Here is a 13,723-nt window from a genome sequence, read left to right as displayed (position 1 = left end):
CTGTGCGGGCACGGCATCCACCACTACAACCGCTACCGCCGTATGCCGTACGGGGTCACGTATCGGGCGTGCATCTGCGGGCGCCTCCACCCCCACGACGCCGGGAGGCTCACATGACCCTCACCCTGACAGACCTCTTCTGTGGAGCCGGCGGATCGTCGACCGGCGCGATTCAGGTGCCCGGCATCTCGGTCCGGATCGCCTCGAACCACTGGGATCTCGCCGTCGAGACCCACAACACCAACCACCCCGACGCCGACCATCTGTGCGCCGATCTGTCCCAGATCTCGCCGCGCTACTTCCCCCACACCGACATCCTGTGGGCGTCACCCGAGTGCACCAACCACTCGGTCGCGAAGGGCCGCAAACGCGAAGGCACCCAGCCTGATCTGTTCGGCGAGGTGCTGCCCGACGCGGCCGCCGAGCGGTCCCGGGCGACGATGTGGGACGTCCCACGGTTCGCTGAACACCACCAGTACGACGCGGTGATCGTCGAGAACGTCGTCGACGCGTTCAACTGGGTTCCGTTCCGCGCCTGGCTGATGGCGATGGAAGCCCTCGGCTACGACCACCACATCGTGATGCTCAACTCAATGCACGCCCAGACCCTCGGCCGGGGGGCGCCGCAGTCCCGCGACCGCATGTACGTCGTGTTCTGGCGCCACGGCAACCAACGCCCGGAGCTCGAGCGTGTCACCCGCCCCGACGCCATCTGCCCCGACTGCGGACCGGTCAAGGCGATGCAGTCGTTCAAGAAGACCGACGGCCGCTGGGGCCGGTATCGCGCCCAGTACGTCTACCGCTGCCCGAGTGTGAAGTGCCGCAACCAGATTCTTGAGCCACTGTTCCGTCCGGCCGCCGACATCATCGACTGGACCCTCGAAGGCGTCCGCATCGGCGACCGCACGAAACCACTGGCCGCGAAGACGATGGCCCGCATCCAGGCCGGGATCGACCGCTATTGGGCACCGCTGCTCGTTCCGGTCGAGGGCCGCGAGGGTAAGCAGGCGCAACCGGTGTCCGCGCCGTCGCGAACGATGACGACGCGCAACGAGACCGGGCTGCTGGTGCCGTGCGGCGGGACGTGGCGGGAGAACGCCGCACCGACCGAGGAGCCGATCTCGACGCGGACCACCCGGGAGACTGACGGGCTCGCGTTCATCGCCGAGCTGCGCGGCGGCGGCTCGAAACACCGGCCCGTCTCGGCCCCGCTCTGCACGGTCACCGCGTCCGGGAATCACCACGGTCTGGTGACGACGTACTACGGCAATGGCGGCACCGTCACGACCGGTGATGCCCTGCCCACCTGCACGACGGTCGAGCGGCACGCGCTGCTCATGCGCAACAACGAGGGCGGCGCGGAGATGTCCACCCCGGTAGCCGAACCGATCCGGACGATCACCACGAGCGGCCACCAGCCACTCCTCGACGCCGCCCGGCCGACCGTCGACATCGAGGACGTCCGATTCCGGATGCTCGAGCCGCGCGAGATCGTCGCCGCCATGGACTTCCCCGGCGAGTACATCGTCCTCGGCAACCGGCGCGAACAGGTGCGCATGGCGGGCAACGCCGTCACACCGCCGGCCGCGCGGGATCTCGTCGGTGTGGTCGCCGAGTCGCTGGGGGTGGCGTGATGGCTGCGCACCGCATTTACATTTCCGGACCCATGACCGGCTACCCCAGCTTCAACTTCCCCGCATTTGAGCAGGCCGCGAACATGTTGCGTGCCATCGGCTATGACGTCGTCTCCCCGCACGAGTTCGGCGAGGAGGGCGAGGGCAAGTCATGGGCTGACTACCTGCGAGAGGACTTGATCGCAATGCTCGACGGCTGCACGGCGGTCGCCACCCTGACTGGTTGGGAGGAGTCCCGTGGCGCGCAACTTGAGGTGCATGTGGCCTCAGCGCTCGAAATGCGGGTTGAGCGGCTCGAATGGTGGGCGGCGCAACCAGTATTCGGGAGCGCCGTCTGATGCCCGCCGGCCACTTCCCCACCTGCATCACATGCGGCGCACGCCTACCCGCCACCACCTGGCGCCGCAGACAATGCCACACCTGCCAGCAAACCACCGAGAACGAAAGGCGCGCAACGTGAACCCACGGTCAACGCCGACCACCCCACTCACCTTCGCCGACGTCCTCGACACGCTCGGCCACCACACCCACACCGCACTCTGCTACAAACCGGCAGACGGACGATTCCAGACCATCGTCAACACCCCGCAACTCGTCTCCATCGCCGCCACCGGCCTCCCCGACGCCGACGTCTGGTTCGCCGTCAACCCCGTCGCCGGACCACCCCGCACCGGACCCCGCGGCGCCGCCGACACCGTCGAAGCCCTCACCTGCCTCTGGGCAGACCTCGACATCAAACCCGGGGCCTGCACCACCATCGACGACGCCCACACCCTCATCGACGACATCAGCGCCGCCATCGGCACCCGACCATCGATCATCATCTCCTCCGGCCACGGACTCCAACCACTCTGGGAAATCGACGACGACGACAACACCGTCCTCGACACCGCCGAACGCACCGCGATGGCCGCCGCCATCCTCAAACGGTGGGGACGCCTCGTCGCCACCATCGCCGGACACCGCGGCATCGCCGTCGACTCGGTCTTCGACCTACCGCGAATCCTGCGCGTCCCCGGCACCACCAACCACAAGGGCGACCCCGTCCCCACCTCGGCAGTCGGCGACACCGGCTCACCACTGACCCTCGGCGAAATCTGCGACCGCCTCGACGAATACGGCGTCCCAGAACTGTCCAGCGACCCCATGCTCGACGAACCCGTCGACACCAGCACCTGGACATGGGCCGAAACCACCTGCGGCTACGTCACCAAGATGATCGCCGCCTGGGCCACCGAGACACCCGACGCCCGCCACCCATGGATGCTCGCCTGCGCCACCCGGCTGGCCTGCGCGCGGCGCAAAGGCTGCATCACCGCCGCCGGCCACACCGACGCCATCGCGATGCTCACCCGGCGCCTGGAAGAGCTGTGCGGCAGCGGATCGAACGCCCGTGCCGTCGCACCCTCAGAAGTCCGCGACGGCATCACCTGGGGCGAACAGCGTGCCGCATTCATGGGCGAGACGCAGATCGACCGCGAGCTCGGCGCACACAGCCACGAGCCGAAATTCACCGTCATCGACGGAGACAACATCGCCGCCATCAGTCGAGCGGCACGCACCGAAGGCGCCACAGCGCTCGCGCCGGCCGGACAGCCAATCCGAGCCAGCTACACCGACCTGGGCAACTCGCAACGTCTCGTCCATCACCACGGTCACAAGCTGCGATACAACCCGGCACGATCGGCCTGGCTCTCCTGGGATAGCAACCGGTGGACCATCAGCGAGGACGACTCGTGCGCACTCGACGCAGCCATCGCGGTTGCGAACGCACTCCCCGAAGGCGACAAAGAAGACCGGGCATTCAAGACCAAGAGCCGCGGCCGCGCCGGGCTGGAGAACATGATCGCCATCGCGCGCCGCGACAGACGCATCCGGGTCACCGCCGACGAGCTCGACGCCGACCCGTTCGCGCTCAATACGCCCACCGGCACCATCGACCTGCGTAGCGGATTGCAGCACGAGCACCGACCAGCCGGCAATCACACCAAGATCACCGCCACCGGATACGACCCGACATTACCCACGCCGCGGTGGGACCGGTTCCTCCTCGACACCTTCAACGGCGACGTCGAGATGATCGGCTACCTGCAGCGGGTACTCGGATATGCCGCCACCGGCCGCGTCAGCCATCACGTGCTCCCCTTCCTGCATGGGCCCGGCGGCAACGGCAAGAGCGTCGTCACCGACACCATCACCCGCATCCTCGGTGACTACGCCATCACACTGCCCAGCTCGGTACTCATCTCCAATCGCTACAGCCACGACACCGAACTCGCCCGGCTGGCAGGCGCCCGACTCGCTGTCTGCTCCGAAGTGCCGACCGACGGACGGTTCGACGAGGAACGGATGAAAAGTCTCACCGGCGGTGATCGCATCACCGCGAGATTCTTGTACTCCAACCCATTCGAATTCACGCCATCGCACACACTCATCCTGTCAGGCAATCATCAGCCCGCCGTAGAAATGGGCGGGGAATCATTCTGGCGGCGCCTGCGGCTCATTCCGTTCACACACACCGTGCCCGAAGAGAAGAAAGTCGAAGGACTCGCCGACATCCTCATCGACGAAGAAGGACCCGGCATTCTCGCCTGGATCGTCGCGGGCGCCCAAGACGCGACCAGCGGTCTCAGGGAGCCACGGTCGGTTATCGACGCCACCGCGCGCTACGAACGCGAGGAGGACGCGTTCGGGCAGTTCGTCATCGACTGCCTGCACCTGGCGCCCGGCTCCGACGTCGTCAAAGCCGACACCTCGAAGGTCCGCAAGGTCTATGCGCGGTGGTGCAAGGACAACGGGGTCGGCGAGCTGAGTGCGCAGACTTTCGGCCGGGAAATCCGGCGCAGAACGGGCACCAGCATAGCCAAGTCGAACGACCGGAAGTTCTACCGCGGAATCGCACTCATCGAGGCAGATATCGACGATCCGAGGAGTGGCGAATGAGTGAGTTATGCACAGGGACCGCACGGTCCCCACTTCGGTCCCTGCCTCAAGGTGCTACAGGGACCGAAGGGACCGTACAGGGACCGAAGACTTTTCGAACGGTCCCTGTTTTGACCAGCGCATATACCCCCAAAGGGACCGCAGGGACCGAAATTTCTAAAAGTTTCCTCTATGCGAAAAATGAGAGTGCGACCAGGGGAATTAGCAAGAGCAAGCACCGAAAAAACGCTACGGGAGTAACAATGCACAATTTCGGTCCCTGCGGTCCCTGTCGGGTGAGTTATCCACAGGCCACGGAGGCGATCTGATGGCCACCCACGTCTGCCCCGACTGCGGCGCATCCCACCGCCAGAAAGCCGCGCCGAAGCGGCCCGCCACACCCAAGAGCGACCACACCACCGACCTCGACCCGGTGGCGTGCCCGCGATGCCGGGCAACCGTCCTCGCCGCCCGCATCGGCGGCCTGCCCCGCCAACTCGACCCGCGCCCACTCAACGAGATCGGCTGGCGCACCTACGCCGGCATCGGACGCCGCATCTACATCCGAGTCGGAGTGCGCGCCGACATCGCCAGCGCCACCCACCGGTGGCCACCGGTGGCGCGTAGCTGGGCGCACATCGAGCACGACTGCGACCGGCCGACACCCGATGCCCTCGTCGAAAACAACGTGACCGAGAAAACACGCACCACCGAATTCCCCGACACTCCCGATTTCTGAAAGAAGGCGAACAATGGCGAACCGCATGAAAGCAAAAGGCGACAAATACGAGAGAGACATTCTCGCCATTTGTCACGAGAAAGGATTCACTGATGCCGTCCGCACTCGCCCCGGCCGCATGGAAGACCAGGGCGACATCTTCCTCGACCGCAACGGCATGGTCATCGTCCAGACCAAGGACGTCGCCACGCCCAACTGGCGGGACTGGCTCGAGCAGCTCGACGATCAGATCGGGCGGGCCCGCGCGGCGTTCGGGTTCCTCACCGTCAAGCGCCGCGGCGTCGGTGGACGCCCGCCCATCCATCTGGCCGTGATGCCGCTCGAGGACATGCTGACCCTGCTCGAGGTGGCCGGCTACAAGAACGCCCGCGGTGATGCGGCATGACCTTCACCGACTGGCACACCTGCATCTGCGGCAAACGCGCCTACCACCGCAAGAGCGACGCCAAGAAGATCCGCCGCCACATCGGCGACAACACCATGAGCGTCTACCGCTGCCAGCACTCCGACGGCTGGCACATCGGGCATCCGCCGCCCGGACTGAAAGAGGGACGCATCGGTCGCGACCAGATCGGGGCGGCCGCCATCCGGCCATCCGTGTACAACCGTCGAGGGGAAACAGCATGAACCGCATCGTCAATCGCGTTCCCACGCTTCACAGACCGCTCGCCGAGGGAGCCTCGCTGCAGGAATGCATCGACTGGGCGGAGAATCGGTGGCCGGCACTCGGGGGCGTTCTGTCGATCATCATCGACGTCGCCATGACGACAGTCATCAACGCGGCCCTCGGTATCAATCCCGGGAAGTCGGTTCACGAGGAAGTCTGGAAGTCGCTACCCCTCGAACGACCACACGTTCCTAGCTCTGAGTCGCGCGTGCAGGGCGGTGAGCAGGCATGACGCAGGAAAAGTTGCCCGTCACTGACGGTGAATTGGACGAGTTGGCGGGCAAGCTCGAGCGGGTCGGGGACATGGTGGATCGGTTGACGATCGCCGCGACGGACACGTTGGCCCGCAATGGTGTTGCTGGGCCTCACGTCCAATCTCAGCCGTGTTCGCGCCCGCCCTACGATATTGGCGCCCAGGACCTCATCGACGAGCTGTCCAACGAGCTGAGCACGACGGTGCGCCACATCTGCGAGCATCGCAAGGTCGACCCCGATCCGATGGGCCTCGAAGCCACGGCGGCGTGGTTGAAGAAGCATCGGGTGGCGATCGCGGTGATGGCTGACGGGCGCGAGATCTTCGAGTCGCTGCGCCGTGTGTTGGACCGGTGTGCTCGCTCGACAGGCACATTGGAACGCGAGTACCACGTCAATCACAAGATGGTCATCGAGGCGAACCGGCAGGTCGTCACCGCCGACCAGGTGGAGAAACTGGCCCACAAACTCGGCGATCAGGCGAAGGGGCTGACGGCGCGACGCGTGAAACACCTGCGGGAACGCAAGCTACTCAACGGTTCCCGCGACGTCGACACTGGCCTGTGGTTCTACCATCTCGGCGATGTGCTGGCCGCGCACAAACGGGCACGGGAGACACGCGCGAGACCGAAGATGCTGCAGGCTTGACAAATCCGGCGACCCCCAATGATATGCTGCGCATGCGCACACAGTGTGCAACCAGCAAGCCCGCCACCATCCCCCTGGTCTGGCGGGCTTCGCCATATCTCCCATCTCCGGGAACAGCGCAGGGCGTGCGACTGCGTCGGGTGCGAGCGCAGGTCGAGCCTCGACACCGAAACCACCGCCGAATCCCATTCAGGAGGTCCCACCGTGCTGCTCTACGCCCTGCTGATGCCGCTACGGCTCGCCGTCGTCACCGCAGGATGGTTGCGCAGCACACGAGCCCGCCGCAGCCGTCAGCACCAGGCGTGGGTGGACGCCTGGGATGCGGCATGGTCGCATGCCTGACACGCCGACCGCCTGGTCCACCACCGGCGACCTCGCCACCGGCCCGGACGGTGGATCACGCTGGCAGGACCCTTCTACGGCGTCCTGTGGACCGACGACCACAATACGATCGGCATCATCCCCGCCGCCCCCACCGTCGACGGACAAGCTGAAGCGTTCGACGCGCTCCGCCAACTCGTGGAGCGGGCACGCAGCTTCGACGAAGTGGTACTCGAGCTGGTTGAGCAGACGAAGCCGGCGGCTCGCAGGTATCTGGTGGTGAAGGTCGGCGACCTTGGGACGTGGCGCGAAACCAAGGCGTCCTGATGACCGACCAGGCCGACACCAACGACCGCTTCACCCTGCTCTGCGCCGAAGTCGCCGCAGCCGTCAAAGGCGACCGTGGCCACGTCGACCCACGACACATCATCGACATCCGCGACCACCTCCTCGAGCCCATCTACGAGATCCGCCAGCAGGCTCGCGACGGCCGACCGCCCCGACCTGGCCGCATCGATCAACTGTGGGATCGGTTCACCGACATCACCGGGATCGCCGAACCAACCTGACCAGACCCGCACGGGTCGACCTTTCACCCGCACGGGAGAACGCTCATGCCACGACCATGGACCGACCAGGACGACGTCACACTCGCCGACCTGCACGCCACCGGTATGAGCTTGCACGCCATCGCCGCCGAGATGGGTCGCAGCAAGCAGACTGTCAATCGGTGGGCGAAGCAGGCGGGTTTGACGTTCGACCGGTCGAAGACGGCGAAAGCGGTGGAGGCCCGCAAGATCGACGCCGCAGCCCGCCGGGTCCGCCTCGAGGAACGCTATCTGGTCGAGGCCGAGGGCCTGCTCGACCAGCTGCACGAGGAGGCCGTCGTCTACAGCTTCGGCGGCGCCGAGAACATCTACAACGAGCACACGCTGGCCAAGCCGACGTATGCCGACCAGCGCAACATCATGCAGGCCAGCTCGATCGCGACGACCGCGGCGAACCGACTACGTGACCTGTCGGTGGACACCGAGGCTAGCGCGGTGGATGCCTGGGCGGACGCCATGCTCGGCGGGGGTGAGACGGCGTGAGCACGGCTGCGATGTGGTGGTCGGCGATCTGCAACCTGTGCATGATCCCAGGAATCGTGCTGCACCACCACATGCCTGGCCACAAGGTCGCCGTCGTTCGGCAGAAGCCGTCCCTTCGATGTGACTGCGTCACGTGCTCCAGGACGTGGACGATGAGGATTGTTCAGTGACACTCTCCGTCACGCCGCTGCAAGGCAAAGCGCTACTCGCAGCACAGAACTCCTGCGGACGCCTCAACATCTACGAAGGCAGCGTCCGCGCCGGCAAAACCATGGGCTCACTCATCGAATGGGTCCGCTTCGTCCGTACCGGCCCAGCCGGCAACCTCCTGATGACCGGCCGCACCGAACGCACCGTCATCAACAACCTCGTCCTGCCCATCCAGGACATGCTCGGCACCCACCGCGTCAAGATCCTCCGCGGCCTCGGCATCGTCCAGATCTGCGGCCGCCCCGTCCTACTCATCGGCGCCAACAACGAAGAAGCCCGCACCAAGATCCAGGGCATCACGTTGGCCGGCGCCTACGTCGACGAAGCGTCCACGCTGCCCGAGAGCTACTGGAACATGCTGACCAGCCGCCTCTCGGTGCGCGGAGCCACCCTGTGGGCCACCTGCAACCCCGAAGGCCCGCGGCACTGGTTCAAGCTCAACTGGCTCGACAAGGCGATGCTGTGGATCGACCGCCACGGCACCTTCCATGACCGCCGCGCCGACTACGCCGAGCTACCTGAAGGTCACCCCGACCGACCCATCAACCTGGTCAGGGTCAGCTTCACCCTCGACGACAACGCCCACAACCTCGACCCCGAGTTCGTCGCCAGCACCAAAGCCATGTACACCGGCCTCTGGTACAAGCGCATGATCTTGGGCGAATGGTCGCTGGCCGAGGGTGCCATCTACGACATGTTCGACCCCGACCGCCACGTCGTCACCGAACTGCCGCAGATGCAAGCCCTGCTCGGCTGCGGAGTGGACTACGGCGTCACCAACGCCACCCGCGGCGAACTCATCAGCCTCGGCGTCGACAACAACCTGTACGTGGTGGCCGAGTGGGCGCCCGGGCCCGGCACCGAAGCCGAACGATCCGCCAGCCTCGCCGAGTTCTACCGCACAGCAGGCGAACCGGACCGCACCTTCGTCGACCCCGCCGCCGCAGGCTTCCGACGACAGCTACTGGCCGACCATTTCGAGCAGATTCTCAAGGGCAACAACAAGGTGCTCGACGGAATCGGCGTCATCGCCTCCCTGCTGACCGCGGGCCGCCTGTTCATCCACGACAGCTGCACCGAGCTGATCGGCGAACTGCCCAACTACGTGTGGGACACCAAGAAGTCGGAGAAGGGCGAGGATGCGCCGATCAAGGTCGACGACCACGCCGTCGACGCCCTGCGCTACGGGGTGCTGACCAGCCGCCCGTGGTGGCAGCCCTACATCGACCTGACCATGCACGACACCACAGATGAGGAGGTGGCCGCGTGACCGGATTGCCCGCGGCCAACTCCCCGTGGCCCCCAAGCCACACGACCAAGTCCTCGAAGCGTGCCGCGAACGGCAAGCTTGGTGGGCCGGCGACCCCGACCTCCTCGTCGATTACTACCGCGGCGGCTCGACCGGCTACGACGACGTGTCCAAGGCGCGCACCCGATCCCGCACCCGCCGCACCCGCCGCGCCTGGGATGCTTGGTGGGGCAAGACGCCGTCCACTCTGCATCCGCCGCGCAAGCTGCATGTGCCGGTGGCCGCCGACATCGGCCGCATCGCCGCATCGACCCTGCTGTCAGAGCCGGTCACTTTCCGCGCCGCCGAGGGCGACAAGGCCGCTCAGCAGCTCGTCGACGACATCCTCAACGTCGACGACGTGTACAGCCGCATGCTGGTGGGCGCTGAGGCCGCCTCGATGCTGTCCGGCGTGTACGGCCGCGTCGTCTGGGACAAGGACGTCGACGACCACACCTGGATCGACTATGTCGACGCCGACCGCGCCATCCCCGAGTTCCGGTGGGGACGGTTGACTGGCTGCACCTTCTGGACCGAACTGGATCACGACCTCGGCGACAACGTGGTGCTGCGCCACGTCGAGTACTACGGCAAAGGTCGCATCGAGCACAGCCTGTACATGGGCTCCCGCGACAACATCGGACGTCAGAAGCCGCTCACCGAGCACCCCGACACCCAGCACCTCGCCGAGCACCTGTCCGACGGCACCATCGTCAGCCTCGGCGTCGACGAGCTGGCCGTCGAGTACTTCCCGAACATGCGACCGAACCCGCAGTGGCGCAACGAACCCGCGCTGCGCCATCTCGGCCGCTCCGACCTCACCATCGACGTCATCCGACTGCTGGATGCGATGGATGAGACGTGGTCGTCGTGGATGCGCGACCTCGAGTTGGGCAAAGGCCGCATGTTCGCCTCGCAGGAGATCCTGACCTCGTTGGGCGCGGGCAAGGGTAGCGCCTTCGATCTCGATCAGACGATCTTCTCGCCGATCGGCACCGCGACGAAGGACGGTGAGGCGGTGTCACTGCTCGAAGCCCAGCAGTTCGACATCCGCGTCGACGAACACCAGCGCACTTTCGAGGGCTTGCTGCGGCAGGCGATCTCGCGGGTCGGCTACTCCCCCATCACCTTCGGCCTACAAGACGAGGTCGCGGCCACGGCCACCGAGGTGGACGCCAAGGAGCGCGACACCAACGCGACCCGCTCGGCGAAGATCCGCCTGTGGTCGGGGCTGTCACGGCTGGCCACCACGCAGCTGCGCATCGACGCCCACCTGTTCGGCGGCACCGCGCCGGCCGAGCCGATCGAGGTGGAGTGGCCGGACACGCATCAGGAGTCGCCGCGCGCGGTCGCCGACACGGTCAACATCCTGGCGCAGGCGAAAGCGGCGTCGACGGAGACGCGGGTGCGCATGGTCAACCCCGACTGGGACGACAAGCAGGTCGAGGCCGAGGTGGCTCGCATCCAGGATGAGGACACCGCGCCGATCTCGATCATGGGCCCGGGCGAGTCTGACTTCGGAGCCGACGCGCCGACCGACGAGAACGACGATGACCCGATGGACGAGCTCGCCGATGATGACGAGGCGAAGGACGCAGTTCCGACGCCCGACTCGCCCGCGAAGTAGCATCGACGGATGGCCGAGCTGTCCCCGCATCAGGCCGAAGAGCTCGCCGCCCGCATCGTCGAGCTGTACAGCACCGCAGAGTACGAACTGCTGCGGCAACTGGCCGTGCACCTGAACAAGGGGCTCGACGCCGACGAGCACTGGACCGAACGCCAGCTGCGCGAGATCCAGACTTTCCAACGCCTGGCGCTCGCTGTGCTGGAGAAGCTGCGTGCCGACTCGGCCATCGCGGTGCGCGAGGTCATCGTCCAGGCGGGCAACCGGGGTGCTGCTGTCGCCGTCGGCCAGATGACCGCGGCCGGTGCCGCCTCGGCGATGGTCGACCCGTACGCCGTGGCCGCCGTGGCTGCTGAACTCGAGCAGACGTTGACCGCGTCGCGCTCCCGCATCTTCCGGTCGGTCGACGACATCTACCGCCGGGTGATCGTCGAGACCACCCCACTGGCCGCGCAGGGCGCCATCACCCGCCGCGAGGCCGCCGACCGGGCGCTGCGCAGGCTGGCCGCCAACGGGGTGACCGGCTTCATCGACCGGGCCGGGAAACGCTGGGAGGCAGCGAGCTACGTCGAGATGGCCAGCAGGCAGGCGACGAAAGAGGCCGCGATCCAAGGCCACACGAACCGGCTGATCGCCAACGGCCACAACCTGGTGATCGTGTCGGATGTGCCGCAGGAGTGCGAGAAGTGCCGACCATTCGAGGGCAAGGTTCTGGCCTTGAAACCCGAGGGTCAACGCACCACCCTTGACGAGGCGAAGCGCCGCGGCCTGTTCCACCCGGGCTGCCGCCACAGCATCACGCGCTACCAGCCGGGCCGGACGCGCTCATTCGGCGAGACGGCGGACCCGCAGGGCGACAAGGACCGCCAGAAGCTCCGCTACCTCGAACGACAGGTGCGCGCGGCCAGGCGCGAGGAGGCCGCCGCGCTCGACGACGCGGGACGTAAGGCGGCGCGGGCGAAGGTGCGGGCGCGGCAGGCGCAGATCCGCGAGCACGTCGACACGACGTCGGCGAAGCGTCAGCCGGCACGTGAGCGCATCACGGCGGCGCGCTAGCTAGTAGTCAACACTGCGTTCGCACCACGGCGCGAAGCACGCGGGGTCCGAAGACGCCCTAATCGCGCCTCGGCGCATGTCCTGGAACACGACAACACAGATGTAGAGCGGCTCACCGCACGAGGGGCACGGACCCGCGCCCTCCGCCTCCTCATAGCTGATGGAATCGCCCGACATGCTCGCCGCTCACGACGTCGACCGGCTCGAGTTGCAGCCCGGTGTCTCCGTGCAAGTCGGGGCACCGCGCTTCTCGAAAGTGCCCTGCCACGCATTCACCTCGACGACCCTGACGGTCATCTCGACACCACATCTCGGGCACACTTCACCTGACGGTTCTAACCAGCTTCTATTCATGTCGACCATGATAGGAGCGCACCCCGACAGACCAGCTGCACCGCTACAGCGGCTCGTTGTAGCTGCACTTCGGATTGCCCTCGCACATCTCGTAGCGGTTAACCCGTCGCGGCGTCGACGATCCGTGGCCCAAGATCTTCACGGTCTTGATGAAAAGGGAACCCTTTCCGCACTTCTCGCAGGTGCGGCCGGTCGCCTGCATTGTCACTTCTGCCATGGCGACACAGTAGAGCTTCTCACCGACATCGCGGTGAGGATCGGCCACTCGTGGCCACCCCGTTATCCACCCAGGCCGACCCACCGCACGGTGGCCGGTCCGATGCCGCATGGCAGGAGAACACCCCATGGCTGACGAAGCCGACACCACCACAACTGAAGACAGCACGGCGACCGACCAGGCCGCCAACACCGCCACCCAGACGACCGAGACGGCCACCGGCACCGAGTCTGCACAGACCGAAGCCACCAAGGCCGACACAACCGACTGGAAAGCCGAAGCGCGCAAGCACGAACAGCGCGCCAAGGAGAACTACGCCGCCGCGCAGGAACTGGCGAAGCTCAAGAAGTCCCAGATGAACGAGCAGCAGAAAGCCGAGGCCGCCGCCACCGAAGCGACGACCCGCGCCGAAGCTGCCGAGCGTCGCGCCGCACTCCTGCAGGCTGCCGTCGACTACAAGCTCGACAAGGACGACCTCGAACTCCTCGACGGCGTACCCGCCGACCAGATCGAAGGCCGCGCCAAAAAGCTCGCCGACCGACTCAAGAAGGCTGCACCGCCCGAACGGAGCGGCAGCGAGGGCGGCGGAGACCGTGGAGCGAAGAAGCCCACAAGCCTCGAGGGCGCCATCTCGAAAGCCCTTGGCGGATAACCCCACCGACCTCGCGCCGTGCGAGGCACAACACAACTAGGAGAACAC

General features: G+C 66.3%; 16 protein-coding genes. 15 read left to right on the top strand and 1 reads right to left on the bottom strand.

All coding sequences use genetic code 11. The features are described from left to right. Positions 1-113: 113 nt before the first annotated feature. The 14 genes from D7316_RS00155 (at position 114) to D7316_RS00095 (ending at position 12,452) form a co-directional block, all read left to right on the top strand. Positions 114-1,634: a DNA cytosine methyltransferase gene (locus D7316_RS00155; RefSeq protein ID WP_124706508.1), complete on the top strand. Its 1,521-nt coding sequence runs from the start codon at positions 114-116 to the stop codon at positions 1,632-1,634. Then, complete coding sequence (locus D7316_RS00150; protein ID WP_124706507.1) at positions 1,634-1,972, top strand: DUF4406 domain-containing protein; 339 nt, start codon at positions 1,634-1,636, stop codon at positions 1,970-1,972. Before D7316_RS00155 ends, D7316_RS00150 begins: the two co-directional genes overlap by 1 nt. 118 nt (positions 1,973-2,090) lie before the next feature. After that, complete coding sequence (locus tag D7316_RS00145; RefSeq protein WP_124706506.1) at positions 2,091-4,577, top strand: DNA primase family protein; 2,487 nt, start codon at positions 2,091-2,093, stop codon at positions 4,575-4,577. 307 nt (positions 4,578-4,884) lie between these two features. Next, complete coding sequence (locus D7316_RS00140; RefSeq protein ID WP_124706505.1) at positions 4,885-5,295, top strand: hypothetical protein; 411 nt, start codon at positions 4,885-4,887, stop codon at positions 5,293-5,295. Positions 5,296-5,308: 13 nt separating this feature from the next. Further along, positions 5,309-5,680: a hypothetical protein gene (locus tag D7316_RS00135; RefSeq protein WP_124706504.1), complete on the top strand. Its 372-nt coding sequence runs from the start codon at positions 5,309-5,311 to the stop codon at positions 5,678-5,680. Beyond that, on the top strand, positions 5,677-5,922 hold the full coding sequence (locus tag D7316_RS00130; RefSeq protein WP_124706503.1) for a hypothetical protein: 246 nt from the start codon (positions 5,677-5,679) through the stop codon (positions 5,920-5,922). Before D7316_RS00135 ends, D7316_RS00130 begins: the two co-directional genes overlap by 4 nt. Continuing rightward, positions 5,919-6,194, top strand: coding sequence for a hypothetical protein (locus D7316_RS00125; protein WP_124706502.1), 276 nt, complete (start codon positions 5,919-5,921; stop codon positions 6,192-6,194). Before D7316_RS00130 ends, D7316_RS00125 begins: the two co-directional genes overlap by 4 nt. Continuing rightward, positions 6,191-6,862 carry a hypothetical protein gene (locus tag D7316_RS00120; RefSeq protein ID WP_124706501.1) on the top strand — a complete coding sequence of 224 codons (672 nt, stop codon included), beginning with the start codon at positions 6,191-6,193 and terminating at the stop codon, positions 6,860-6,862. Before D7316_RS00125 ends, D7316_RS00120 begins: the two co-directional genes overlap by 4 nt. Before the next feature lie 204 nt (positions 6,863-7,066). Then, the gene (locus tag D7316_RS27030; RefSeq protein WP_164473701.1) at positions 7,067-7,204 is read left to right on the top strand and encodes a hypothetical protein; all 138 of its coding nucleotides are present in this window, start codon (positions 7,067-7,069) and stop codon (positions 7,202-7,204) included. 305 nt (positions 7,205-7,509) lie between these two features. Continuing rightward, on the top strand, positions 7,510-7,752 hold the full coding sequence (locus tag D7316_RS00115; protein ID WP_124706500.1) for a hypothetical protein: 243 nt from the start codon (positions 7,510-7,512) through the stop codon (positions 7,750-7,752). A 45-nt stretch (positions 7,753-7,797) separates the two neighbouring features. Further along, a complete protein-coding gene (locus D7316_RS00110; RefSeq protein WP_124706499.1) occupies positions 7,798-8,274 on the top strand; it encodes a helix-turn-helix domain-containing protein in 477 nt (158 codons plus the stop codon). Between the two features lie 166 nt (positions 8,275-8,440). After that, positions 8,441-9,754 carry a PBSX family phage terminase large subunit gene (locus tag D7316_RS00105; RefSeq protein ID WP_124706498.1) on the top strand — a complete coding sequence of 438 codons (1,314 nt, stop codon included), beginning with the start codon at positions 8,441-8,443 and terminating at the stop codon, positions 9,752-9,754. A 25-nt stretch (positions 9,755-9,779) separates the two neighbouring features. Next, a complete protein-coding gene (locus D7316_RS00100; RefSeq protein ID WP_164473700.1) occupies positions 9,780-11,399 on the top strand; it encodes a phage portal protein in 1,620 nt (539 codons plus the stop codon). Between the two features lie 9 nt (positions 11,400-11,408). Next, the gene (locus D7316_RS00095; protein WP_124706496.1) at positions 11,409-12,452 is read left to right on the top strand and encodes a phage minor capsid protein; all 1,044 of its coding nucleotides are present in this window, start codon (positions 11,409-11,411) and stop codon (positions 12,450-12,452) included. Positions 12,453-12,849: 397 nt separating this feature from the next. Here D7316_RS00095 and D7316_RS27025 read toward each other — a convergent pair whose 3' ends face one another. Next, the gene (locus tag D7316_RS27025) at positions 12,850-13,023 is read right to left on the bottom strand and encodes a hypothetical protein (protein ID WP_164473699.1); all 174 of its coding nucleotides are present in this window, start codon (positions 13,021-13,023) and stop codon (positions 12,850-12,852) included. A gap of 127 nt (positions 13,024-13,150) precedes the next feature. Between D7316_RS27025 and D7316_RS00090 the strand changes: the two genes are divergently transcribed. After that, positions 13,151-13,675 (top strand): hypothetical protein, encoded by a 525-nt coding sequence (locus D7316_RS00090; RefSeq protein ID WP_124706495.1) that lies wholly within the window; start codon positions 13,151-13,153, stop codon positions 13,673-13,675. The last annotated feature ends 48 nt before the right edge of the window (positions 13,676-13,723 follow it).

The organism is Gordonia insulae (assembly GCF_003855095.1).
GTDB lineage: Bacteria > Actinomycetota > Actinomycetes > Mycobacteriales > Mycobacteriaceae > Gordonia > Gordonia insulae.
The sequence above is the reverse complement of the archived record's forward strand: the minus strand, read 5'-3'. Positions and strand labels throughout refer to the sequence as shown.